This is a genomic window from Nonomuraea sediminis (assembly GCF_018531495.1).
Classification (GTDB): Bacteria; Actinomycetota; Actinomycetes; order Streptosporangiales; family Streptosporangiaceae; genus Nonomuraea; species Nonomuraea sediminis.
This window is the reverse complement of the sequence record NZ_JAHDTI010000019.1, coordinates 105182-128196: the sequence shown is the minus strand read 5'-3', so window position 1 is coordinate 128196 and position 23015 is coordinate 105182. Positions and strand designations below refer to the sequence as shown.

The following is a 23015-nucleotide window of genomic DNA, read 5'->3' as shown; positions in this document are numbered from 1 at the left end:
GAGCGGCTTCTCGCTAAGCCGCTTCCGCAGCCTGGCGAAGGGCAAGCCCTGCCCTCAAGATGTTGATCGCCGCGTTCACGTCGGCGTGCGCCTCGTGCCCGCATGCCGTACATCGGAACTCGGCCTGGGTGACACGGTTCTCCTTCACGCAGTGCCCGCATCGGGCACAGGCGCGGGAGGTGTTGGCGGGGTTCACTGCGATCACCTCTCGACCGGCGCTTTCAGCCTTGTGCGACAGGACCGTCAGGAACACCCCCCAACCCGCGTCCAGGATCGAACGGTTGAGACCCGACTTCTGGGCCACGTTGGTGCCGGGCGCGTCCACGGTGCCGGAGGCCGACCGGGTCATGTTGGCGATCTGCAAATCCTCATGCACGATCACGTCGTAGTCGCGGGCCAGCGCGAGCGCCGCCTTATGTGCGCCGTCAAGACGCTGACGGCGCACCTTTGCGTAAAGCGCAGCAACCCGTGCAACAGCCTTTCGGCGCCGCCTGGAGCCGCGTTTCCTGCGGGCAAGCTCCTGCTGTGCAGCGGCGAGACGGTCGGCGGTCGCGGCAAGGTGACGCGGATTGGCCACGTGCCAGCCGTCGCTGGTGGTGACCAGCCAGGCAACACCCATGTCCACGCCCACTACCGCACCCGTCGCCGGCAGAGGCCGGGCGGGCACCTCATCGCACGACAGCACCACGAACCAGCGGGCGCCCTCCCGCTTCACGCTGATCGTCTTGACGCTGCCCAGCACACGACGGTGCCGATGCACCCGCACCTGCCCAACGCCCTGAAGGCGCACGAACGTGGCGCTCAGGTGGTGAGGCTGGGAGTCCCACCGGCAGCCGTCGCCATCCTTGGGCCACTCCACCGTGTCGAACCACCCCCGCCCCTTGAAACGCGGGGAACCCGGGCGTGCGACCGGCCTTGACGCGGTCGAAGAACGCACGGAACGCCTTGTCCAGCCTGCGGAGCGTGGCCTGCTGGGAAGAGAACGACCACCGGGCCTGCCCGTCGGGGTCCTCGGTCCGGATGTGCTTCAACTCGCCGGACTGGTCACCGTACCCAACCGTCACACCCGCCCTGCGGTAGGCCGTACGACGGTGTTCGAGAGCAGCGTTGTAAAGCACCCGATGGTCCTCCAGGCATGCCGTCAACGCGGCGGCCTGCCTGCTGGTGGGGCGCAGCAGGAACTTGAACGACCTGCGCACACCCACCCCCAACCCGAACCGCAGTGATCAACGCTACCGGTCGGCACCGACAAACCCGGAAGGAGACTTGGATGCGCGAATCTGGCAGGTCACCGCACACTCGGGCCTTGACGGCCCTCCCGCTCCCGATTCCCCCGTCGCCTGAAGACGACGGTCCCCTCGGGAGAACTTGATGGACGGCTGGTACGTGGACGACCGCTGCATCAACTGCGATACCGCCCGACAGCTCGCGCCCGGCCTGATCGGCGAAGCCGGAGGAAGGTCACGGATCCTGCGCCCTGCGAACGACGAGGCGGAGACACGGCGCCTCCACGCGGCCGCCTTCGCCTGCCCCACCCGCTCGATCCGCCCGGCGTCCGGGCAGCCGGACCAGGCCCTCGACCCCTTTCCGATGGCTTTGGACAACGACGTCCTGATGTGCGGGCACAACTCCCGGCACACCGCCGGGGCCAACTCCTACCTGCTGCTGCGGCCCTCCGGCACGGCGATGATGATCGACACACCCCGCTGGAGCCGACGGCTCGCCGAGCGCTACGCGACATCGGGCCTCGTCACCGATGTGCTGCTCACCCACCGGGACCACGCCGCACACGGCCGCCGCTACGCGGACCATTTCGGCGCCCGGCTGTGGATCCACGAGGGCGACCTCGACGCGGCACCGGACGCGGACCACGTGATCCGGGGTCTCGAACCTCTGGAGATCAGCGAGGGGGTCACCGCCCATCCACTGCCCGGCCACACCCGGGGCAGCGTGCTCTACCTCGCGGATGACCGCTACTGCTTCAGCGGAGACAGCTTCTACTGGTCACGCACCACCGGTGACTTGGAAGTCGCGGACAGCGTGACCTGGTACTCCATCGAGGAGTTGGCCACCTCCCTGGCCAGGACGGCCGGGCGGTTGCGATTCCAATGGATCCTGCCAGGCCACGGTGACCGCCACCGCCTGGCCACCGACGAGATGTCCCGGCGGCTGCGAGCGCTGGCAGAACGCACGCGACCGCTACGGCCCAGGCCGATCGACTTCACGGCCGTCCGCTGGTGAGAGACCGGCCCAACCGGCACCGAGGCCCGCACCGCATCGGCCACGACCTCCAACCGCCCTATGGCCGGCCGTCGCCCGAGATGCGCGAACCGGACGCGACGGCACCCGCGCGGACGGATGCCGAACATCGTCGGCTCAGCGAGCAATCCGCCCCGGAGACCTACCCAACACGTGCGACAGACAAGGACACCATGACGATCCTGGGAACCCTGCTGAAGAACAAGCGCGCCGGCGAAGCGAATCTGGCCTGGCACCTCCCCGCCATGGCAGGACCCGAGGTGCTGGGCCTTCACAGCTCCGATTTCGAGAACGGGAGCGTCATCCCCAAGGCCCACGTCGGCAAGCGCGCCGGCGGCGAGAACCGCTCTCCTGCTCTCGCCTGGAGCGCCACACCGGAAGCCACCGCCCAACTGCTGCTGGTCGTCCAGGACATCGACTCCCCCACCCGCACCCCGTTCGTCCACTGTGTCGCCCTGCTCGAACCCGATCTCGTCACGCTGCCCACCGGAGCCTTGAACGCGGGGAGTCCGGTCCAGGGAGTGCGGGTACTTCGCTCAGGAATGGGGCGTGGCTACTTGGGGCCCGAACCGATCAAGGGACACGGCCTGCACCGTTACGTCTTCCAACTGTTCGCCCTGCCCACCGCCATCACCTCGGCGAAAGGCGACGCGCCACTGGACACGGCCAAGCCCGGGGCGGTGCTCGCCACCGTCAGCGGCCCGGTCCTGGCCCGCGGCCGCCTCGACGGTCTCTACACACGCTGAGCCGCACCGACGGCGCGACGCTGGAACTTCCCGTTACGCCGGTTCAAGCCCACAGCGCCACCGTGGGCAAGGTCCTGGGGCGTGCGTGTTCCGGAAACGGTGGATCTAGCCTCCTGTCCGCCCAGCAGACGCCACAGACCTGCAGCAACCGCTCCGGCGGGATCTCCCCGCCGGCCGGAGATCGGACAGTCCCAGGTCCCGCGAACGTTATCGCGGGCGAGTTGCGGGAGCGGGATCGCGGGCGAGTTCCGGGAGCGGGATCGCGGGCGAGTTCCGGGAGCGGGATCGTGGGCGTGTTTCGGGAGCGGGATCGTGGGTGGGGCGTAGCGCTAGTGGGTGGCTGTGGTTGGTTGTGGGTGGGGGGTGGTCTGGTGGGCGGGGGGTTTGGGGTGGCGGCGTAGGGCTGTGGTTGCGAGGGTCGCGGCGAGTATGGCCGCGCATGCCCACGGGAACCAGTCGCCGAGGCGGGAGTAGGGCGTGGGGGCCACCGGGCCGGGCAGGGATGTGGTGAGGGTGGCGAAGTCGCCGTCGCTGGTGGTTTCGGCCACGATGCGGCCGCGTGGGTCGCTGACGACCAGGGTTCCGGCTCGGGCGGCGCGTGCCACGGTCATGCCCGACTCGACGCCGCGGGTGACGGCCATGCGGCCGTGCAGCCAGCCGTCGTCGACGAAGTCCCAGGCGGGTGCGTAGAGCACGGTCGCGCCCCTGGCACGGGAGGCGCGGACGAGTTCGGGATAGTCCAGGTCCTTGCAGATGATCAGGCCTTCCGTTGTGCCCGGGAGCAGGGCGGGCGCGCCCTCACCCGGCTGGACCTCGTTCTCGACGCCGGGGATGAGGTGCTTCTTGACGTACCGCACGCCCGACGGCAGGGCGAGGGCGACGTTGTTCGCGCCCTGTCCCCTCTCCTGCACCAGGCCCGCCACGATGGTCACCCGGTGGCGGGTGGCGACGCGGTTCAGCGGGGCGAGCGCGGCCATGGTCCGGGGTCCGACGCGGAACGTCTTCTCCGGCAGCACGATCGTGCGCACCCCGCTCGCCGCCAGGGCCTCGGCGCGGGCGGCGTAGCGGGCCACCAGGTCGCGGCCCTCCGCCGTGTCGACCGGGATCGTGTCGTTGGGGTGGTCGGTGACGAGCAGGGCGATCCGGGGGCCACCCGCCGGAGCGGTACCCAGGAGCTGGAACGTGCCGTAGGCCAGCGCCACGGCCACCACGGTGCCGAAGGTGAGCGCGAGCCGCAGCCGCCCCGCCGTACCCGAGAGCGCGGCGGCGATCGCCGAGGGTACGGCGAGCAGCAGGAACGTGACGCCCCACACGCCGGTGAGCGAAGCGGTCTGCAGGACCGGCAGCAGGTCGGCCTGCGTGTAGGCCAGGCTCCACCAGGCGCCGTGCGGCATCGCGACGGAGAACGCGTACTCCACCAGGGCCCACCCCGCGGGGACGAGCAGCGCGGCGGAGACCGGGCGGCCTCGCCGTACCAGGGTGCTGAAGCCCGCCGTGAGCAGGCCGAACAGCAGGGAGGGTGCCAGCTGGCTGAGCGCCAGAACCGGGAGCGGCATCTCCACCACATTCAGGAAATATCCCCACATGGGGACCTGTCCGAGCGCCCACGCGGCGAACCCCGCCACCAGCGCCGCACGGAACCGCACCCGCGCCGCGACCACCAGCACCGGCAGCGCCGCGAGCCAGGTGAACCACGGCACCGGATGCAGCCCGGTGCCCAGAACGAAGAGAACGGCCGACAACACGACCGCGAACGGCTTCCACATGCCGTCGATGCTCCGCCCCCACCACCCTCCAGATCATCGCCCCCACGCGCGATCTCCGACGTCACTCCCCAGGACCACCAGCACCACCGCGCGATCTCAGGCGTCACTCCCGGGGACCACCAGCCCCGACTCGTAGGCGAAGACCACTGCCTGGACCCTGTCTCGTAGGTCGAGTTTGGTGAGGATGCGGCTGACGTGGGTCTTGACGGTGTGCTCGCTGACGACGAGCCGCGCGGCGATCTCAGCGTTGGAGCGCCCCGCGGCCACCAGCCGCAGCGTCTCGGACTCCCGCTCGGTCAGCGCCTCGAGCCGGGCCGCGAGCCTCGGCGCTACGCCGTGACCGGGCCGCCGTACCAGGTCCTCGACCAGCCGCCGGGTGACCGCGGGCGCGAGCAGCGACTCCCCCGCGGCGACCACCCGAACGGCGTGGGCCAGCTCGTCCCGCCGGATGTCCTTGAGGATGAATCCACTCGCACCCGCCCGAAGCGCCCCGTAGACATACTCGTCCAGGTCGAACATGGTGAGGATCAGCACCTTCGCCGACGTCGTCGCACAGATCTGCGCGGTCGCCTCGACACCGTCCATGCCGGGCATCTGCACATCCATCAACACCACGTCGGGCGCCAGCTCGACGGCCGCGGCCACGGCGTCCGCCCCGTCCCCGGCCTCGCCCACCACCTCGATGTCCGGCTGCGCGCCAAGAATCATGGCGAACCCGGCCCGGAACAGGTCCTGGTCGTCGACGATCAGCACGCGCAGCATGCCCTCATCCAACAGGAAGCTCGGCCGACACCACGAAACCCCCAGCCCCGGCCCCCGCACGGAACTTCCCACCACAGGCCTCGACCCGCTCCCGCATCCCCCTCAACCCAAACCCACCCGACTCCCGGAGCCCGAACCCACCCGACTCGCCCCGCTCCCGGATTCCCCCAAGCCCGAACCCGCCCGACTCGGCCCGCTCCGGCATCCTCCTCTGCCCGAACGTGCCCGGCTCGCCCCGCTCCCGCATCTCCTTCAGCCCGTGCCCGCCCGGCTCGGCGCGCACCAGCCCGCCGTCGTCGGCGATCTCCACGTGCAGGACTTCTCCCCACGCCAGCCTGATGCGTACGGCCTGCGCCGACGAGTGCCGTAGCACGTTGGTCAGCGCTTCCTGGACGATCCGGTAGGCGGCGACGTCGACCTCGTCGGGGACAGGCCGCGGCTCCCCGTCGGCGACGAGGTCGACCCGCAGCCCGGTCCTGGCGATGCGCTCGACCAGTTGGGGCAGCGCGGCCAGGCCGGGCCGCTCGGCGCGCAGCGTCCCGATCAGCCCGCGGAGCTGGAGCAACGCGGCGCGGCCCGTCTCGGCGATCGTGTCGAAGGCGTGCTCGGCCCTGGCCGGATCGGAACGCAGCACCACAGGACCCGCCTCGGCCTGCACCACCATCAGCCCGACGGAGTGGGTGACGATGTCGTGCACGTCACGGGCGATGCGGGTACGCTCCTCCGCCGCGGCCCGCGCCCGCTCCACCGCCACCCGCCGCGCGCGCTCGGCCATCTCGGCGGCCCTGGCACGGCGCGCCCTGGTACCGAGCCCGAGCGCATAGGCCGCCACGAACGAGGTGCCGACGAATCGCCACGCCTCGGAGTCCTCGTGCGGCACCAGAAGCGAGGCCGTCACGATCACCGCGGTCACCGGAACCACGACCAGCCGCTGCGTCTTCGTGCTCTGCGCGGCGATCGTGTACAGACCCACCAGCGGGCCGAACGGCAGCAGCGGCTTCTCCCACAGCACCATCGCGGTCATGGCCAGGCCCACCACCAGGCTGGCCCAGATGGGCGCGCGCCGCACCCAGTACACGGGCACCGACGCCAACACCGCCAGCCCGATCACCCACCAGGCCCGCGGACTCGGCACCAGCACCGGGATCACGGTGGCCGCGGTAACGGCCCCCGCGATCGCGAGATCGACACGCCGGAACTCCACCGGGCGAGTCTAGATGTCCGCTTCCTGCCCGGCATCGCTCCCGAGAGCGACCCCACAGGTCACTCCCGCGACTGAACCAGCGTGGCCCGATCGGTGTTCAACCCGCGCATCAGCACCACCACCCCGCTCCCCCGGATACGCGCCCTCGGGTCACCCCCGCGACTGAACCAGCGTGACCGGATCGGTGCTCGACCCACACACCACCACCACCCGCTCCCCCGGATACGTGCCCTCGGGTCACCCCTGCCGCTGAACCAGCGTGGCAGGATCGGTGTTCGACCCGCACACCAGCACCGCGACCCGCTCTCCCAGCTCAGGCACGTACGCGCCCGCCAGCAACGCGGCATAGGCCGTCGCCCCCGCGTGCTCGACGGCCAGTCGGTGCTCCTCCCAGAGCGTACGGCGAGCCTCGATGATCGCCTCGTCGGACACCAGCACGCTCTCAACCCCGGCACGGGACACGATGTCGTACGCCAACACCCCCACCTTCGTGGCGCCGAGCGCGTCGGCCCCCACCCCGCTCACCTTCACGGGCACGGGCCTACCCGCCTCCAACGCGCTGTGCATCGCATGCGTCAACTCCGGCTCCACCGCCACAACCCGCGGCCCACCCTCACCCCGCAACACACGGCTTCCCCCCTCACGGCCGATCTCCCCCGCCGAACCACGTGCGCTACCCGCCACGCCATGCGCGTTCCCCGCCTCACCGCGAGCCTCCCCAGCCTCACCACGGGCTTTCCCAGCCTCACCACGGGCCTCCCCAACCGCGCCACGCGCGTTCCCACCCGCACCGCGCACGTTCCCCGCCTCACCGCGGGCCTCCCCACCCGCACCCCGCACGTTCCCCGCCTCACCGCGGGCCTCCCCAACCGCGCCACGCGCGTTGCCCGCATCGGAGACGGTGCCACCTTCTGTAGCCGTGGCCGACACGATCCCGGGCTGACCCGTGGCGGTTCCGGCCTCTTGAACGCCCTCGACTCTCAAGGCTCCCGAGCCGAGGGTGATGCCGGCGATGAGGCCACCGCCGCCCACGGCCACCAGGATCGTGTCGACGCCGCCCGTCTGTTCCATGATCTCCAGGCCGACGGTGCCCTGGCCGGCCACGACCTCGGGCTGGTCGTAGGCGTGCACCTCCAGCGCCCCGGTCTCGGCGGCGCGCTTGGCGGCGGCCTCGGCGGCCTCCGAGTAGATGGACCCCGTCTGTGTGATGTGGGCGCCCAGAGCCCGCAGCCCCGCCACCTTGACCGGGCTCGTCACGGTCGGCACGAAGATCTCCGCCCGTACGCCCAGCGACCTGGCCGCGTACGCCACCGCCAGCCCGTGGTTGCCGCCGCTGGCCGCGATGACCCCGGCCTCGGGCAGCTTCCCCGCCGACAGGATCCGGTTGAACGCCCCGCGCACCTTGAACGACCCGGAATGCTGCAACTGCTCCAGCTTGAAGAACAGCCCCGGCGCCACCTCGTAGACGGGCGTCCGCAGGACGTGCCCGCGAATCCGCTCGGCCGCCGCCCGTACATCCGGAAGTATCATCACAGCTCCTGGTCGATGGTCCGCTTGAGCTCGGCTATCCGCCGCTCGTCCCGTTGGTAGAACACCCACTGCTTGATCCGCTTGCCCCTGATCAGCCCGGCGCGCTCCAGAATCTTGAGGTGACCGGTGGCGCTCGGCTGCGTCATCCCGAGCTTCTGCGCGATGAACAGCGAGCACACCCCATCGGCCACCAGATCCCCGTCGACCTGGGGCGGAAAGTGCGCCACAGGATCCTTCAACCACTCCAGGATCAGCAACCTGGGCCGACTCGCCAGCGCCTGCATCTCGGACAGCACTTAGGCATTTTCCTAATCCCCTAACCCTCCCGTCAACCCACGCTCCCGAAATTCCAGGCACACGACGCGAGGGCTCCAGGCGCCAGGGTTTCCCTGGCGCTGGAGCTTCCCAGGCGCAGGGGCGGAGGGACGCGGATTCCGCAGTTACCGGACGCCCGGGTACGAGGCTTCCCCGGACGCCTGGAAACCGAGAGTTTCAGGACGCGGGGTCGGCGGGACGCTGGCCCCTCGCGCCCGGGTCACGAGGGTCTTCCAGGCGCCGGGGCGGCGAGACTGTGGTCGGCGAAACACGGCGCCCTGTGCGGCGGGAAACCAAGGGCCGCGAGACATGGGTTCCATGCGACACACCAGGACGGTGCCCCGGGCCAGGAGGTATCCCCGGGCGCCCAGATCCCGAAGGGTTTCCGGACGCCCGGTCGACGGGAGTCGGGTTTCGCGGTTCTCTCGCGCCCAGGTCACAAGGGTCTTCCAAGCGCCAGGGCGGCGAGACGGTGGTCGGCGGAATGCGGCGGAGGAGCGGGGGCCGAGGGACGTGGGTTCTGAGGGGCGTTGCGGCGGGTGAGCGCGCGCCGCTGGAGGAGCGTCTCCCTGGACAGGGCCCGGCCGGAGTGCGGTGGGTGGCGGTGGCGGCGGCCTTGCCGTATGAGGGGTGAGATGGAGTCCCGTACGAGCGGTGAGATGAAGTTACGGCAGGGCTTGGGAGATGTCCTCCCAGAGGTCCTCGGGGTGCTCGATGCCGACAGCGATACGCACCGTGCCTTCGGTGATGCCGTGGCGGGACAGTTCGGCGGCGCTGAGCGAGCGGTGGGACGTGGTGGCCGGGTGCAGGACGAGCGTCTCGACCCCGCCCAGCGACGGCGCGAGCAGCGCGAGCCGGATCGAGCTCATGAACTTCTCCCCCGCCTCCCGCCCACCGGCCAGGTCGAAGGCGAAGACCCCGCCGAAGTCCGGCAGGAGCTTGGCCGCCAGTTCGTAGGACGGGTGGCCGGGCAGCCCGGGCCAGTGGACCGCGGAGACGGCGGGGTGTTCGGCGAGCCGGGTGGCCAGCAGGCGGGCGTTGGAGCAGTGCCGCTCCATCCGCAGCGCCAGCGTCTGCATCCCGCGCAGCGTGAGCCAGGCCGCGAACGGGTCGGCGGAGGCCCCGAGCTCGATCGAGAAGTGCCACACCTTCTTCCACAGCGCCTCGTCGGCGAAGACCGCGATGCCGCCGACGACGTCGGTGTGGCCGGACAGGTACTTCGTGGTGGAGTGGAGGACGATGTCCGCCCCGTGCGAGATCGGGCGGCACAGGATCGGCGAGGCGAAGGTGTTGTCGACCACCGAGAGGATGCCGAGGTCGCGGGCCGCGGCGCACATGCCGGGCAGGTCGGCGACCTGGGCGATGGGGTTGGCGATGGTCTCCAGGTAGACCAGCCTGGTCTCGGGGCGTACGGCGGCGCGCAGCGCGGCGGGGTCGTCCTCGGGCACGTAGCTGACGGTGATGCCGAAGCGGCCGACCAGCTCGTTGATCATGGCGGCGGTGCCGCCGTAGAGCGCCTTCTGCGCGATCAGGTGGTCGCCCGGCTTGAGCAGGCCGAGCAGCACCGTGTTGATCGCGCCCATGCCCGAGCCGGTGGCGATGGCCCCGGCGCCGCCCTCCATGCCGGAGACGGCCTCCTCCAGCGAGCGGACGGTGGGGTTGGTGTAGCGGCCGTACACGAACGGACCGTCGGGGCGGCTCATCCCGTCGGCCATCACCGCCGGGTCGTCGAACACGAAGCCGGAGGTCTGGTAGATCGGCACGCTGATGGGGCGGCTGCCCTCGATCGGGGGTTGCGGCAGGTGAACGGCCCTGGTGTCTGGTCTCATGCCACCAGCTTCTCCGGAATCGGGAAGGAAGTTCAGATCCAATGCGGCAGAATTGGTCCATGAATGGGGCCAATCTCGATGATCTGGTCGACCTGCTCGGGCGGTGGGCGTCCGGTCGCGGGCCGCTCTACCTGCTGCTCGCGGCCAGGTTCCGCGCCCTGATCGACGACGGCGTGCTGCCCTCGGGCGAGCCCCTGCCGCCCGACCGGGTCCTGGCCACCCGCCTCGCCGTCGGCCGCGGCACCGTGGTGGCCGCCTACGACCTGCTGCAGCAGGAGGGCCGCGTGGTGCGCCGCCAGGGCAGCGGCACCCGGGTGGCCCCGCTCAACCTGCCCGCCACCCGCACCGCCGACAGCGTGGTGGCCAACCCGCTGCTGCTGCACATCCTGCATCCGCCGGACGGCGTGCAGCTGCTGACCTGCGCGGCCCCCGACGAGCCGCCGGAGGCGATGGTCGAGGCCTACCAGGAGGCGGCCGCGCGGTTGTCCGGTACCCGCGACCTGGGCTACCAGCCTGCCGGCAATCCCGTGCTGCGCGAGGCGGTCGCCGCCTACTACCGCGACCGCGGCCTGCCCACCACGCCGCAGGAGATCCTGGTGACGACCGGCGCCCAGCAGGCGCTCACGCTGCTGGCGACGCTGCTGCTCGCGCCCGGCGACACCGTGCTCACCCAGGCGCCGACGTATCCGGGAGCGCTGGAGGTCTTCCGTCACGCCGCCGCGATCGTCAAGCCGCTCGGCTCCCCCGACCGGCCCGCGGCGATCTACGTGGTGCCCACGGCGAGCAACCCCACGGGCTCGATCATGGATCCGCCCGAGCGGCACCGCCTGGTCACGCGGGCCGCCGCGCTCGACGCGCCGCTGATCGACGACGAGGTCAACGCCGAGCTCTGCTTCTCGGGCGAGACGCCCGCGCCGCTGGCCCGCTACGCCGCGAGCGGCGCCGAGCACGTCATCACGATCGCCTCGATGAGCAAGCTGGTGTGGGGCGGGCTGCGCGTGGGGTGGATCCGCGCCACGGCGCCGCTGATCTCCCGGCTGGCCAGGCTGCGCGCGGTCCACGACCTGGGCGGTGAGGTGGTCTCCCAGCTGGCCGCCGCCTTCCTGCTGCGCCGCCTCGACGAGGTACGGCAGGCCAGGGTGGGCCGGCTGCGCGCCAACCACGACCACCTGTGCGCCGAACTGCGTTCCCGGCTCCCGACCTGGACGTTCGAACCCGCGCTCGGCGGCCAGACCCTGTGGGTGCGGATCCCGCGCGGCGACGTGGACTCCTTCTCCCAGGTGGCGCTCAGGCACGACGTCGCCGTGGCACCGGGCAGGTCCTTCGATCCCCTGGGCGGGCTGGCCGACCGGATGCGCCTGCACTTCCTCTTCCCCCAGGAAGAGCTGACGCTGGCGGTCGAACGCCTGGCCGAGGCCTGGGCCGCCTACGACGGCACGCGCCACCCCACGGCCAGGCATCAGTTGATCGTCTGAGCGGTCAGCTCTGGGCTGATCAGGATTCCCGGAGTCGGGCGATGGACCAGGGTGGGGGCATGCAGTCGACCTTCGTGCTCGTGCACAGCCCCGCCGTCGGCCCGTCGACCTGGGCGCCGGTGGCCGCCGCGCTGAAGCGGGCGGGCCACGCCGCCGTGGTGCCCGACCTGACCGGCGTGACCCGGGGCGGCCCGCCGTACTGGCCCGCCGTGGTCGAGGCGGTGCGGGCGGCCACGCCGGAGGGTCGGGTCGCGCTGGTGGCGCACAGCAACGCTGGGCTGTTCCTGCCCGCGATCAGGGAGGGGCTGGGCGAGCGGGTGGAGGCGTGCGTGTTCGCCGACGCGCACCTGCCGCCGCGCGAGGGGCTGGTGCGGGTGGCCGAGGAGGAGTTCCAGCCGTTCCTGCGCGGGCTGGCCGACGAGCAGGGGCTGCTGCCGCGCTGGACGGAATGGTGGAGCGAGGAGGACGTGGCGCCGATGTTCCCCGACGCGGAGACCAGGGCCGTGGTGGTGGCCGAGCAGCCGCGGCTGCCGCTCGACTACTACACCCAGCTCGTGCCCGTGCCCGCCGGGTGGGACCGCGGGCGGTGCGGCTACCTGTGGTACGGCCCGCCGTACGAGACGTTCGCGGAGGAGGCGCGGCGGCGGGGCTGGCCGGTCCTGCGGACGCCCGGCCACCACCTGCACCAGCTCGTCGATCCCGCGGCGGTGACAGCGGCCTTGCGCAAGTTGACGGGAAAGTAGGAGTACCAGACAGGGACAAAGTCAATCCGTTTCCGGATAATTAGGGCGGCACTCATAGGGGGGCGATGTGTCGCCAATCCGTTTCGGCATCCTGGGGCCGCCGGTCATGTGGGAGAGGGGGGACGAGGTCCGGCTCACCACCCGGCGTTCCCGGGCGGTGCTGGCGCATCTGCTGCTGAGACCGGCCTATTCGGCGTCCGTCGACACGCTCGTCGATGTGATTTATGGGGATACACCGAGCAAAAGCGCGCGTAATCAGGTGCACCGCGGCGTGGGGGAACTCAGAAAGCACGGAGTGGTCATCGACGTGCACGACAACGTGTACACGCTGGCGGCCAGCGACGACCGGGTCGACGCTTTCGTTTTCACGCGGCTGTACGAGCAGGCGCGCGCGGCCGCGCGGTCGGGCGACCATGAGGCTGCCGCCCGCACGCTGCGTACGGCGCTCGCGCTGTGGCGCGGGCCCGCCCTGGCGGGGCTCGACAGCGCCGCGTCGGTGACCGCCGCCGCCGAGTGGAACGAGCGGCGCCTGGCGGCCGTCGAGGACCGCGTCGACGCCGACCTCGCGCTCGGGCGGCACCGGGAGGTGATCGCCGAGCTGCGGCATCTGACCGCGCAGTATCCGCTGCGCGAGCGTTTCCACGGCCAGCTCATGCTCGCGCTCTACCGGGCCCAGCGGGGCAGCGAGGCACTGCGGGTGTACTCAGGACTTGAGGGCCTGCTGCGCGACGAGCTCGGCACCGATCCGGGCTCGGACCTGCAGCAGCTCCAGTTGCGCGTACTGCGCCAGGATCCCGCCCTCGACCCGCGCGACGGCCTGGAGCTCGGCGGCCTCACCCTGCCGGGCCCCGAGCAGGACGAGCTGGACGTGCCGGTGCCGCGCCAGCTGCCCGGGCGGCCGGAGTGGCTCATCGGGCGCGAGGCCGAACTCGACCGGCTGGCGCGGGCGCTGCGCGGCGGCGGGCAGGTCGTGGTCACGGGCCAGGGCGGGGCGGGCAAGTCGGCGCTCGCCCTGGAGGCGGCCCACCGGGCCGACTTCCCCGACGGGCAGCTGTACGCCGAGGACCTGTCGTCACCGGAGGACGTCCTCGGCAGCTTCCTGACCGCACTCGGGGTGCGGGAGATCCCCTCGGGTGTGGCGGCCAGGTCGGGGCTGCTGCGCGGCGTGCTGGCCTCGCGACGGGTCCTCGTCTTCCTGGACGGCGTGCTGGACGCCGACCAGGTCCGCCCGTTCCTGCTGGGCGACGGAGGCAGCGCGGTCCTGGCCACCAGCCGTTCCCCTCTCGCCCTGCTGCCCGGCACGTCCCGCGTCGCCGTACCGCCGCTGTCGCCCGCCGACGCCGGGCGCCTGCTCGTCACCGCGCTTGGCGGCCAGGACGAGCGGATCGGGGCGGAGCCGGAGGCGGCCGACCGGATCGTGGAGCTGTGCGCGGGGCTGCCGATCGCGTTAAGGATCGCGGCGGCCAAGCTGGCGGCCCGTCCGCACTGGCCGCTGCGGCGCCTGGCCGACCGGCTCGGCGACCCGGCGACGATCCTGGACACGCTGCGGCACGACGGTCAGGCGATGCGCCCTACCCTGCGGCGGGGCTACGAGGCGCTCTCCCCCGGCCTGCGCGCGCTGGTCCGGGCCATCGGCTGGTACGGCGAGCCAGAGGTGTCCACCACCGTCGCGGCCGCCCTGATCGACGTGCCCGTCGACGCGGCGGAGACGTCGCTGGCCGAGCTGGCCGAGCAGCACTTCCTGATCACCCAGGGCCCGGCGGAGGGCGGCGGGTTCGCCTACCGCTGCCACGAACTGCTCCTGGGCTTCGCCGCCGAACGTGCCGCGGCCGAGGATCCGGAGCCCGCCAGGACGGCCGCCGTCGAACGCGCCCTCGGCACCTGGCTCACCCTCACCGACCGCGCCCACGCCCACCTGCGCGGCCGCGACCACGCCATCCCCCGCGGCCACGCGCCCCGCCACCCGGTGGCACCACCCGCTCCGCGACCGGATCACGACGTGGCGGACGCGGTCGCGTTGGAGCGCGTCGCGGCGGCCGTGCGGCGGGCCGCCAGGGCGGGGCTGGACGAGTCGTGCTGGGAGCTGGCGATCGCCCCGCTGGCCGTGTTCGAGATGCGGGCGTGCTTCGACCTCTGGCTGGAGACCCACGAGGTGGCGCTGGCCTGCGTCCGTGACAGGGGCAACCGGCGCGGCGAGGCGGCGCTGCTGTACTCGCTCGGCGAGCGGGCGATGCTGACCGGCGACACGATGGGCGCCAGGGAGCTGCTCAACCAGGCCTCGCGCCACTTCACCGAGCTGGGCGACCGGCACGGGCGCGGCCTGACGCTGCGCCTCCTGGGCGACCTCGACCGTTTCCGCCAGGACTGGGAGCGCGCCCACGGCACCTACCTGGAGGCGGCCGGGCTGCTGCGCGAGTGCGGCGACCCGGTGGCGGAGGCCGACGCGGTGGGCGGGCTGGCCCTGGTGCTGCACGCGACCGGCGAGACGCGGGAAGGGCGGGAACACCTGGAGCGGGCGCTCGAGCTGTGCCGCCAGGGCGGGTGCCTGCGGCCGGAGGTGCGGATCCGCTGGGGCCTGGCCGTACTCGCCGCGCGGGAGGGGAACCCGGAGCAGGCCTACCCCGAGCTGCTGCGCGCGCTGGAGATCGCCACCCGCATCGGGGACCGGCTCGCCGAATCGGACATCCTGCTCGACCTGGGCACCACCGGCATCCTGCTCGGCGACCCGCAGACCGCCTACTCCAACCTGGTCAGCGCCGAGAAGCTGGCCCGCACCTCGGGCCTGGCCAGGATCGTGGCGCGGGCCCGGATGGCCCAGGACTTCCTCAACGGTCCGCTGCCCGAGGACCCTCGGAGACCGTGACCTCGGCGATCTCGCGCAGGGCGCGCAGATGGCGCTCGAAGGCGGCCCTGCCCGCCGGGGTGAGCGACAGCGAGGTGCGCGGCCGCTTGCCGATGAAGGTCTTGCTGACCTTCACGTAGCCGGCGGCCTCCAGCGTGGAGATCTGCTTGGACAGCGCCGAGTCGGTGACCTCGATCGTGTCGCGCAGCGCGCGGAAGTCGGCCGAGTCGACGGCTGCCAGCGCGGCCACGATCGAGAAGCGCACCGGGGCATGGATCGTCTCGTCCAGCTCCCACCTAGGGTGGCTCACGGCTGCCTTCTCGTCGCCCGCAGGTCCAGATATCCCACGAGGAAGAAGGGTACGGCCGTCACCAGCGCGCCCGGCAGCCACCATGCCAGCGAGCCGGGGAAGACGGCCGAGCCCACGGTCACCACGACCGAGTACAGCAGCGCGCCGGTGGTGGTGCACAGCGCGTAGAGCGTGCGGTAGTGGCGCGGCACGACCGGGCGGGTCGCCGTGTAGATCACCAGCGTCATCAGCGGCACGATGCCCACTCCGGTGATGGCGTAGGAGGCGGGCTGCGGCACGAGCACGCCGAACACCACGAGGATCACCGCGGCCGCCACGCCGAGGCCGAACGCCAGCCAGGCGCGCGAGCGGGCCTTGGCCCGCATCCCCGCGGCCAGCGCGTCGACCCCTTCGAGCGCCTGCCGCGCCTGCTCCCTGTCCACGGCTACACCTCTCCCTGGTCCCACTTGAACGTCCTGACCGCCAGCAGCGCCGCCACCGCGGTGGTGCCCGCGACGACCGCGACCGACACCCACACCTCGTGGAACGGCCGGCCGCCCGGCAGTTGCGTGGCCATCAGGTCGGCGAAGAACGAGCTGGGCAGCAGGCTCAGCGCGTCGGCCACGCCATGCGGGAAAAGGTACAGCGGGAACGCGAGACCGCTCAGGAACAGCGCTCCCAGTTGCACGAGCGTGCCCACGTTGGTGGCGGCGTCCGGCGAGTTCATCCGCCCGCCGATCAGGTAGCCGATGCTGCCGAACATGGCCAGCCCGAGCAGCGTGATCCCGAGCAGCGCGGGCAGCGCAGACACCGGGACGGCCCCGATGGCCAGGGCGAGCGCGAGCACCAGCACGGCCTGCACGACCACCATGGCCAGCCGGATCGGCATGTGCGTGAGCAGCAGCCTGGCCCGGCCGACCGGAGTGGTGCCGAGCAGCCGCAGCGTGCCCTTGGTGCGCATGGCGGCCAGCGGTCCCGCCGTGACGGTCAGGGAGGCGCCGGTGACGGCCAGGAAGAGCGCCATCGGCACCACCACCTGCTTGAAGTCCGGCATGTCCGGCCCACCCTCGGGCAGGAGCTGGGCGATGCCGAGGAAGATCCCGGCCATCCCGAACGGGAACAGCAGCGCGAACCAGAAGTAGCGGCGGTCGCGCAGCAGCTCACGCGCGTGCAGGCCGATGAGCTCGCGGGTGGCGGAGGTCATGAGGTCACCTCGTCGAAGTCGGCGAAGGCACGGCCGGTGACCCTGCGGAAGACGGTCTCGAGTCCGGCGTCCCTGGTCTGGATCTGCCGTGCTCCCAGCGCGCCGGTGAGGACGGGGAACAACGCGTCGGGATCGGCGGTGCGCAGCCGTACGCGGGTCTGGCCGTCGCGCGCGTGCGCGGTCAGCTCGATCACGTCGGCCCGGGCACGCAGGCCCTCCAGGTCGCGGTCGGCGCTGACGGTGAAGTGCAGCTCCTGCTCGGGGGCGAAGCGGCTGACGAGCTCGGCGGGCATGCCGCAGGCCACGATCTTGCCCTGGTGCATGATGCCGACCCGGTCGCACAGCTGCTCGGCCTCCTCCATGGAGTGGGTCGAGAGCAGGACGGTGCCGCCGTCGTCGCGGTGGGCGCGGATGGCGTCCCACAGGTCCTGGCGGGCGTTGGGGTCGAGCCCGGTGGAGGGCTCGTCGAGGACGAGCAGCCGGGGCCTGGAGATCAGCGCGGTGCCTACCAGCAGGCGCTGGCGCTGGCCGCCGGAGAGCTTGGCGACGCGGACGCGCCGGGAGTCACCCAGCCCGAGCCGCCGGATGACGGAGTCGACACCGGCGGGCGAGCGGTAGAAGGAGGCCCACACCCGCAGCAGCTCCTCCACGGTCTGCTGCTCGAACAGGGCGGCGTGCTGCGGCTGGACCGCCACCACGCGGCGCACCTGGTCGCGCTGCTCGATCGGGTCGAAGCCGAACACGCGCACCGTGCCCGAGGTGGGCCTGCGCAGCCCTGCCAGGGTCTCGATGCTGGTGGTCTTGCCCGCGCCGTTAGGGCCGAGCAGGCCGAACACCTCGCCGCTCGCGATGGTCAGCGAGATCCCGTCGACGGCGGTGACCTCGCCGTAGCGCTTGACGACGTCGTCGAAAACGACCGCCAGGTCGTGCATGGAGATTCCTCTCTCTGGTCGTGCCTGGCCTATCGCTTTCCATACTGATATCTACTTTCCAACTTGGCAAGTACTTTCTTAGTTGGCAGCCGCCAGGCCGAGCAGGCACTCCTCCGCGGGGACGAAGCCCCACCTGTTGAGGTCCATGTGCAGGTAGTTGAGCAGCAGCTCGGCGCGCGTCACCGGCACGCAGGCGGCCTCGGCCGCGTCGAGGGTCTCGACGACGTTCGCGATCTGCCCGTCGAGGTCCACGCCGCCGGGGGCGGGCGTGCCGTGCACGCGGACGACCCGCTCGCGCAGCTCTTCCTGGCCGGGCACGGCCATGCGCAGCTGCCAGCCCCACTGCCGCCGGTGCGCGGCCCAGAAGGCGGCGGGGTCGGGCAGCGCGGCGCTCACCAGGCCGCGCATGTAGGCCAGCGCCAGCCCGGCCCTGGCCCGCGCCCGTTCGAGCCCGGCCACGCCGGCGTCGAGGTACCAGGCCGAGCCGCGGGTGAACAGCTCCTCGGCCAGCGCCACGCCCGCCGTCCCGCCGTACTTGCCCAGCTCGGGCGCGTACAGGCAGGGCCGCGCGCGCCGATGGCTCGGCAGCGTGCCGGGGAACTCGCCGCGCACGAGCGCCTCGTACGGCTCGGCCCGCAACCCGCCGAGCAGCCGCTCCACCTCGGGGACTCGCTCGTGCAGGCGGTCGACGCCGTCGGGCGGGCAGCTCAGCCGCAGGCGCAGGTGGTAGCCGCTCAGGTCCCAGTAGCGGATGAAGAACCACCGCCCGGCGCCCTCGCGGGCGGCCTGGTCGCGCAGCCAGGGCACGAGCACCCGGGTGGCAGGGTCCATGAGGTCGGATCCGCCCGGGTAGGCGCGGACGTACCACCAGTCCATCTCAGTCCCCCTGAAGGAATCAGCGCTGCCGTGGCCAGCGGACGAGGACGGCGTACTCGACCGCCCTGCGCCGGCCTTCCCTGTCGAGCTGCGGGTGCAGGTGCCGCTCGGGCAGCGCCTCCACGATCCGCACGTGCGTGGTGCCGGGCCGCAGCCACTGGTGGAGCATGCCGATCGACAGCGGCGAGGCCAGCGACACCCACAGCGGCTTGCGCTCGCCCGCCATGCCCATCGAGGCCCCGCCGAGCTGGTGCACGAAGACCTCCTCCGGCAGGCCGTGCGCGCGGCGGAAGCGGTCGGCGCGCATGGCCAGGGCCGCGTCGTCGTCGCCAGGCTCGGGCAGGGCGCCGATCGGCGCCACCCACGAGGCCCGCCTGACCACGACCCTGCCCTGCGCGACGCGCGGCAGCGCGACCACGTCCGCGCCGCAGGCGGCCTGCAGCTCGCCCGCTCTGCCCATCGTGTAGTCGGAGTGCGGCGCGGCGTTGATCCACGGGTCCGCCAGCACGGCGAGCAGCCGGACGTAGGACTGCAGGATGTGGTTGGGGATGAGGCCGAGGTAGGCCAGCCCGATGGGCTCGCCGCCCATGTCGAAGAGCGAGAGCGTGTCCGTTTCCTGGTCATGGGCGAGCGTGGTGCCCTCCAGCGTGATCCCGCCGGGTCCGCCGACCTCGCCCGGCAGCACCAGCGGCGGCAGCAGCCCGGTGCACTCGGACTGGACGGTGTTGCACTCGGTCCAGGCGACCAGCTCGCGCCGGTGTCCGCCGGGCCAGCAGGCGGCCACGTGCTCGGCCAGCGGCCCGCGCACGCCCTCGCCGAGCAGCGTGCCGAACCGGCTGAACAGCCCGCCGCCGCCGTAGCCGAAGTTGTTGACCACCAGCCGGTAGCGGCCCGCCTCCACCTCGGCCTGGCTCGCGGCCTCGATCTGGAACAGCAGCGCGGTGCCCGGCGGCGCGCTGGTCGGCCCCACCGGCAGCCAGGCCCGCTCCCCCGGCCGCGGCCTGGCCTTCATGTCCAGCGCCGCGGCCCGCTCGAGCGGCGGGTTGGCGTCGCCGTCGACGACCAGCCGCATGAGGAAGTCCAGCGGGTCCCGGCACGCGCCGCCGCGCCCGAACTCGGCCACGAAGCGCTCCACCAGCAGGTCGTAGACGTGCGAGCGGAACACCCACGGCCGGATCCGCGCCGTCAGCCCCGCCAGGTCCTCCTGTACGGCGGGCAGCGCGCACGGGTCGGGAAGCGCCAGGTCGGTCTCACGGTCCTCGTAGATCAGCCCCTTGGGCCGGCCCGTCCAGGCCTTGGACAGCTCGCCCACCTCCGCCCCCGCGGCCAACCGCTCGGGCACGTCGCCGCGCCAAGCGCCGCCGCCGAGCTCGCCGATCTCGGCGACCGCCCGCGCCTCGGGGGCGTCGCCCAGGACCCGGGCCAGCGCCTGGAAGGGGTCCTCGTCGCGCTTCCACGGCGGGACGGGGTGCAGCAGCCCGCTGTCCATGAGCCGCAGGAACCGGGTGAACGGCCGCTCGCCGCCGACGGCCCGGGTGATCTCGGCCAGGGTGAGCGTGTCGCCGTCGAGGCGGTCGAGCCAGGGGCGGGCGTGGTCGGCCTCGACGACCCGGTCCTGGCGCCAGATGATGCCCTCGGCCTCGACGACCTCGCTGTGCAGGGCGTACTCGCCCTTGAGCGTGGCGGGCCGGTAACGCAGCAGGCCCGCGCTCTCCTCCTGGTGCGCCACGTGCCACAGCGCCTGGTGGGCGAGGGTGGTGGCGGCCCGGCTGCGGGCCTGGCCCCGGCCTGTGGTCCCGGCCAGGCCGACCGTGGTCAGGCCCGACAGCGGGCTCGTCTTGACCGCGGCGCGCGAGACGTAGGAGTACAGGGTCTGCCGGTGGCGGGGGGTGTCGCGCTTGCCGTACCTGATCCAATCGGGCGCGGCCAGGGCCAGCGAGCGGGCGAACTCGGGCCGGTCGAGGGCGGCGCGCAGGGTGGACAGCGCCTGGGCGCGGTCGGCGGCCAGCTGGGCGGCGAGCTTGTCGGCCAGGTCGTCCCGGCTGCGGCTCAGCCTGATCCAGGTGTCGGCGGACACGCGGGCCGCCGGGTCGAGGCGGGCGCGGACGCGGCGCTCGACGTCGTCGTCCCAGGGCAGCGTGGCGAGCCGGTTGGCGGCGCGCTTGCCCGCCAGCACCTGGCGGCGCAGCGGCACGTCGTCGTCGAGGCGCGGCACCAGCGCGAACAGCGCCTCGATGAGGCGCGGGGCCAGCTCGTCCAGCTCGTCGGTGATCCTGGCCAGCTCGGCGAGCAGGCCGGCGGTGGGGGCGGCGGCCAGGTCGAGCACGTCGGCGGGCAGCCCGGCGACCCGCGCCATGACGGGGCCCGACAGGTGCGCCTTCACGGGCCCACCGCCGCGAGCGCGGCCCTGACCACCCAGGGCAGGGCCGACACGACTGATACGGCGAGCACGCAGATGTAGGCGGCCGAGATCGAGGCGTAGGCGAGGTAGGCCAGGCGCGCCCTGGCGGGCAGGTTGGTGAGGTATTCGGGCAGCGGGCGCGGGATGATCTTGCTGCCGAGCAGCGTGAACGCCCTGCCGCGCGGGTCGACCAGGCCGGTGGCGGCCTCGATCGCGGTGTAGCCGTCGCTCGGAAGCAGCGGGTTGAGGTTGATCACCAGGCCGAGCAGCTGGAAGACCAGCATGATCGAGGCGGTGTGGTGCGGCAGGCCGCTCGTGGTGAAGGCGACGGTCGCGGTGACGAGCGTGAACCAGCCGTCGCTCATGACCCCGGCCAGCGACAGCACGATCCGCCCGCCGCGGCCGCGCAGCCGGTAGGCGTCGGTCCTGTCGACGTAGGCCAGCGGCATGAAGTAGAACAGCAGCGCGACGCCCAGGCCGCGGACCGGCACCCTCAGCACCTGGGCCACCAGGGCGTGCGCGGTCTCGTGCACGAACATCAGCGCCAGCTGCAGTACCGCCGCCAGGACGAAGGCGGGCCCGGCGATCTGCGGGAACGACAGCCCTTCCGTGCTCGTCCTCACCACCGCCAGCGGATACCCGGCCAGCCCGCCCAGCGCGAACAGGGCCACCAGCACCCGCGGGTTCCGGCGGCGCAGCATGGCGGCGAGCGGCTCGAGCAGCCTGGGCAGCGCGCGGGAGATGACGACGCGCGGCATGAACAGCGAGGTGTTGATCCGGCCGCGCCGCGGCTTCTCCGGCGGGTCGGACCCGACGAGCAGCCCGCTCTCCTCCAGCGTGGCCAGGAAGGCCTCGAGCCGGCCCGGTTCGCCGCCGCCGAGCAGCGCCACCAGTTCCTCGCGGGTCCTGGTGCCGTCGAGATGGCCGAGCACCACGCGGGCGGCCGGGGTCACGCGGTGGTAGGTGCCGGTGATCGGGTCGTAGACGAGCGGACGGTCGTCCATCCCTGTGAGGAGTTCCAGGTCGTCCCGGAGTTTCGGTGCGCTGATCATCACCTGGTCCTTGGATCGGGAGGGCTGGGGCCGCGCCGGCCCCAGCCCGTCGTCCTTGCGGCCGTCAGCCCAGGCAGGCGGCCGTCGTGAGGCTCGAAGCCGAGGTGAACGGGCACGACAGGCTTCCCGCCGAGGTGAAGCTGGAGAAGCTGCCGAGGGCCGTGCCCTCAGGCAGGCCCTCCAGAGCCATGCCCTCGTCCATCGCGTAGAGGTCGATCTGGTCGGGGGTCATAGCGACTCCTTAGCTCGAGCTACTGGCGCACATGACGGTCATGGCGCTGCTGAACGGGCAGCTGCCCGTGCTGACGGTGGAGGAGGTGCCGAAGGTGCCCAGCGCGGCGGCCTCGTCCAGCTGCTCGATCTCGAGACCGCCCGCGGGCAGCTCGATCGCTGTCAGCTCGATGTCGTGGTTGTCGTGTGTCATGCGGGTTGCTCCTTCTACGAGAAGGTCGACGCAGTCCCGACACAGCTGGCGGAACTCAGCGGACAGGACGCCGTGGATGCGGACGCCGAGGAGAAGAAGCAGCCGAGAGCGTTACCCGCCGGCAGCTCCTCCACGTCGAGCGCGTCGTCGAACGCGTAGAGCTCGATCTGCTCCATGTGCCAACTCCTAAAGGGGGATCAGGTGTAACTGGAGAAGCTGCTGAACGACGAGGCCGTCGACAGCGGGCAGGACGTCGTGGACGCCGAGCCCGACGACGAGATCGACGCCAGGGCGTTGGCTTCGGCCAGTGACTCCAGTTCCAGCGAGTCACCCAGGGCGTACAGCTCCAGGTCGTGCTCTTCCATC

At 72.2% G+C, this 23015-nt stretch carries 23 protein-coding genes and 1 pseudogene; 5 read left to right on the top strand and 19 right to left on the bottom strand.

Going from position 1 to position 23015, the window contains the following annotated elements; translation table 11 throughout:
• Positions 1-13: 13 nt before the first annotated feature.
• The gene (locus tag KIK09_RS50835) at positions 14-859 is read right to left on the bottom strand and encodes an RNA-guided endonuclease InsQ/TnpB family protein (protein ID WP_308164792.1); all 846 of its coding nucleotides are present in this window, start codon (positions 857-859) and stop codon (positions 14-16) included.
• A gap of 271 nt (positions 860-1130) precedes the next feature.
• Positions 1131-1199 (bottom strand): annotated as a pseudogene (locus KIK09_RS60405) (hypothetical protein); the annotation flags it as partial.
• A 172-nt stretch (positions 1200-1371) separates the two neighbouring features.
• Between KIK09_RS60405 and KIK09_RS50830 the strand changes: the two are divergent.
• Positions 1372-2241 (top strand): 4Fe-4S domain-containing protein, encoded by an 870-nt coding sequence (locus KIK09_RS50830; RefSeq protein ID WP_214326816.1) that lies wholly within the window; start codon positions 1372-1374, stop codon positions 2239-2241.
• A gap of 191 nt (positions 2242-2432) precedes the next feature.
• On the top strand, positions 2433-3005 hold the full coding sequence (locus tag KIK09_RS50825; protein ID WP_214326815.1) for a YbhB/YbcL family Raf kinase inhibitor-like protein: 573 nt from the start codon (positions 2433-2435) through the stop codon (positions 3003-3005).
• A gap of 329 nt (positions 3006-3334) precedes the next feature.
• On the opposite strand, the gene KIK09_RS50820 is transcribed toward KIK09_RS50825, so the two are convergent.
• From KIK09_RS50820 to KIK09_RS50790, 6 genes are all read right to left on the bottom strand, one after another.
• A complete protein-coding gene (locus KIK09_RS50820) occupies positions 3335-4771 on the bottom strand; it encodes a nitrilase-related carbon-nitrogen hydrolase (protein ID WP_214326814.1) in 1437 nt (478 codons plus the stop codon).
• A 96-nt stretch (positions 4772-4867) separates the two neighbouring features.
• Positions 4868-5533 (bottom strand): response regulator, encoded by a 666-nt coding sequence (locus KIK09_RS50815; RefSeq protein WP_214326813.1) that lies wholly within the window; start codon positions 5531-5533, stop codon positions 4868-4870.
• Between the two features lie 4 nt (positions 5534-5537).
• Positions 5538-6737 carry a sensor histidine kinase gene (locus KIK09_RS60400; protein WP_214326812.1) on the bottom strand — a complete coding sequence of 400 codons (1200 nt, stop codon included), beginning with the start codon at positions 6735-6737 and terminating at the stop codon, positions 5538-5540.
• A 237-nt stretch (positions 6738-6974) separates the two neighbouring features.
• Entirely contained in the window at positions 6975-8267 is a 1293-nt protein-coding gene (locus tag KIK09_RS58740) for a pyridoxal-phosphate dependent enzyme (protein ID WP_250575128.1), read from the bottom strand.
• Positions 8267-8563 (bottom strand): ArsR/SmtB family transcription factor, encoded by a 297-nt coding sequence (locus tag KIK09_RS50795; protein WP_308164790.1) that lies wholly within the window; start codon positions 8561-8563, stop codon positions 8267-8269. The genes KIK09_RS58740 and KIK09_RS50795 overlap by 1 nt, the downstream gene beginning before the upstream one ends.
• A 684-nt stretch (positions 8564-9247) precedes the next feature.
• Positions 9248-10411 (bottom strand): trans-sulfuration enzyme family protein, encoded by a 1164-nt coding sequence (locus tag KIK09_RS50790; protein ID WP_214326811.1) that lies wholly within the window; start codon positions 10409-10411, stop codon positions 9248-9250.
• Positions 10412-10470: 59 nt separating this feature from the next.
• Between KIK09_RS50790 and KIK09_RS50785 the strand changes: the two genes are divergently transcribed.
• From KIK09_RS50785 to KIK09_RS50775, 3 genes are all read left to right on the top strand, one after another.
• Positions 10471-11886 (top strand): aminotransferase-like domain-containing protein, encoded by a 1416-nt coding sequence (locus KIK09_RS50785; protein ID WP_214326810.1) that lies wholly within the window; start codon positions 10471-10473, stop codon positions 11884-11886.
• Between the two features lie 59 nt (positions 11887-11945).
• On the top strand, positions 11946-12629 hold the full coding sequence (locus tag KIK09_RS50780) for an alpha/beta fold hydrolase (protein WP_250575127.1): 684 nt from the start codon (positions 11946-11948) through the stop codon (positions 12627-12629).
• Positions 12630-12900: 271 nt separating this feature from the next.
• Entirely contained in the window at positions 12901-15492 is a 2592-nt protein-coding gene (locus tag KIK09_RS50775) for a BTAD domain-containing putative transcriptional regulator (RefSeq protein ID WP_214326808.1), read from the top strand.
• Here KIK09_RS50775 and KIK09_RS50770 read toward each other — a convergent pair.
• The 11 genes from KIK09_RS50770 to KIK09_RS50720 all read right to left on the bottom strand — a co-directional run bounded on the left by KIK09_RS50770 (position 15455) and on the right by KIK09_RS50720 (position 23014).
• Complete coding sequence (locus KIK09_RS50770; RefSeq protein WP_214326807.1) at positions 15455-15781, bottom strand: winged helix-turn-helix domain-containing protein; 327 nt, start codon at positions 15779-15781, stop codon at positions 15455-15457. The genes KIK09_RS50775 and KIK09_RS50770 overlap by 38 nt on opposite strands.
• A complete protein-coding gene (locus KIK09_RS50765; protein ID WP_214326806.1) occupies positions 15778-16203 on the bottom strand; it encodes a hypothetical protein in 426 nt (141 codons plus the stop codon). Before KIK09_RS50765 ends, KIK09_RS50770 begins: the two co-directional genes overlap by 4 nt.
• 2 nt (positions 16204-16205) lie before the next feature.
• Entirely contained in the window at positions 16206-16964 is a 759-nt protein-coding gene (locus KIK09_RS50760; RefSeq protein ID WP_214326805.1) for an ABC transporter permease, read from the bottom strand.
• Positions 16961-17896 (bottom strand): ABC transporter ATP-binding protein, encoded by a 936-nt coding sequence (locus tag KIK09_RS50755; protein WP_214326804.1) that lies wholly within the window; start codon positions 17894-17896, stop codon positions 16961-16963. Before KIK09_RS50755 ends, KIK09_RS50760 begins: the two co-directional genes overlap by 4 nt.
• Before the next feature lie 78 nt (positions 17897-17974).
• On the bottom strand, positions 17975-18772 hold the full coding sequence (locus KIK09_RS50750; RefSeq protein WP_214326803.1) for a lantibiotic dehydratase C-terminal domain-containing protein: 798 nt from the start codon (positions 18770-18772) through the stop codon (positions 17975-17977).
• Positions 18773-18791: 19 nt separating this feature from the next.
• A complete protein-coding gene (locus KIK09_RS50745; RefSeq protein ID WP_214326802.1) occupies positions 18792-21155 on the bottom strand; it encodes a lantibiotic dehydratase family protein in 2364 nt (787 codons plus the stop codon).
• Positions 21152-22225: a hypothetical protein gene (locus KIK09_RS50740; RefSeq protein WP_214326801.1), complete on the bottom strand. Its 1074-nt coding sequence runs from the start codon at positions 22223-22225 to the stop codon at positions 21152-21154. Before KIK09_RS50740 ends, KIK09_RS50745 begins: the two co-directional genes overlap by 4 nt.
• Positions 22226-22289: 64 nt before the next feature.
• The gene (locus KIK09_RS50735; RefSeq protein ID WP_214326800.1) at positions 22290-22457 is read right to left on the bottom strand and encodes a thiocillin family RiPP; all 168 of its coding nucleotides are present in this window, start codon (positions 22455-22457) and stop codon (positions 22290-22292) included.
• 9 nt (positions 22458-22466) lie between these two features.
• Positions 22467-22649: a thiocillin family RiPP gene (locus KIK09_RS50730; RefSeq protein ID WP_214326799.1), complete on the bottom strand. Its 183-nt coding sequence runs from the start codon at positions 22647-22649 to the stop codon at positions 22467-22469.
• Positions 22650-22663: 14 nt separating this feature from the next.
• Entirely contained in the window at positions 22664-22825 is a 162-nt protein-coding gene (locus KIK09_RS50725) for a thiocillin family RiPP (protein WP_214326798.1), read from the bottom strand.
• Between the two features lie 21 nt (positions 22826-22846).
• Positions 22847-23014, bottom strand: a complete 168-nt coding sequence (locus KIK09_RS50720; protein WP_214326797.1) for a thiocillin family RiPP — start codon at positions 23012-23014, stop codon at positions 22847-22849.
• Between the last annotated feature and the right edge of the window lies 1 nt (position 23015).

What these genes read in the sequence shown, in the direction of transcription:
- KIK09_RS50830 (WP_214326816.1), top strand. Translation starts at nt 1,372, where the DNA reads ATGGACGGCTGGTACGTGGACGACCGCTGCATCAACTGCGATACCGCC.
- KIK09_RS50825 (WP_214326815.1), top strand. Translation starts at nt 2,433, where the DNA reads ATGACGATCCTGGGAACCCTGCTGAAGAACAAGCGCGCCGGCGAAGCG.
- KIK09_RS50820 (WP_214326814.1), bottom strand. Translation starts at nt 4,771, where the DNA reads ATGTGGAAGCCGTTCGCGGTCGTGTTGTCGGCCGTTCTCTTCGTTCTG.
- KIK09_RS50815 (WP_214326813.1), bottom strand. Translation starts at nt 5,533, where the DNA reads ATGCTGCGCGTGCTGATCGTCGACGACCAGGACCTGTTCCGGGCCGGG.
- KIK09_RS58740 (WP_250575128.1), bottom strand. Translation starts at nt 8,267, where the DNA reads ATGATACTTCCGGATGTACGGGCGGCGGCCGAGCGGATTCGCGGGCAC.
- KIK09_RS50790 (WP_214326811.1), bottom strand. Translation starts at nt 10,411, where the DNA reads ATGAGACCAGACACCAGGGCCGTTCACCTGCCGCAACCCCCGATCGAG.
- KIK09_RS50785 (WP_214326810.1), top strand. Translation starts at nt 10,471, where the DNA reads ATGAATGGGGCCAATCTCGATGATCTGGTCGACCTGCTCGGGCGGTGG.
- KIK09_RS50780 (WP_250575127.1), top strand. Translation starts at nt 11,946, where the DNA reads ATGCAGTCGACCTTCGTGCTCGTGCACAGCCCCGCCGTCGGCCCGTCG.
- KIK09_RS50760 (WP_214326805.1), bottom strand. Translation starts at nt 16,964, where the DNA reads ATGACCTCCGCCACCCGCGAGCTCATCGGCCTGCACGCGCGTGAGCTG.
- KIK09_RS50755 (WP_214326804.1), bottom strand. Translation starts at nt 17,896, where the DNA reads ATGCACGACCTGGCGGTCGTTTTCGACGACGTCGTCAAGCGCTACGGC.
- KIK09_RS50750 (WP_214326803.1), bottom strand. Translation starts at nt 18,772, where the DNA reads ATGGACTGGTGGTACGTCCGCGCCTACCCGGGCGGATCCGACCTCATG.
- KIK09_RS50740 (WP_214326801.1), bottom strand. Translation starts at nt 22,225, where the DNA reads ATGATCAGCGCACCGAAACTCCGGGACGACCTGGAACTCCTCACAGGG.
- KIK09_RS50735 (WP_214326800.1), bottom strand. Translation starts at nt 22,457, where the DNA reads ATGACCCCCGACCAGATCGACCTCTACGCGATGGACGAGGGCATGGCT.
- KIK09_RS50730 (WP_214326799.1), bottom strand. Translation starts at nt 22,649, where the DNA reads ATGACACACGACAACCACGACATCGAGCTGACAGCGATCGAGCTGCCC.
- KIK09_RS50725 (WP_214326798.1), bottom strand. Translation starts at nt 22,825, where the DNA reads ATGGAGCAGATCGAGCTCTACGCGTTCGACGACGCGCTCGACGTGGAG.
- KIK09_RS50720 (WP_214326797.1), bottom strand. Translation starts at nt 23,014, where the DNA reads ATGGAAGAGCACGACCTGGAGCTGTACGCCCTGGGTGACTCGCTGGAA.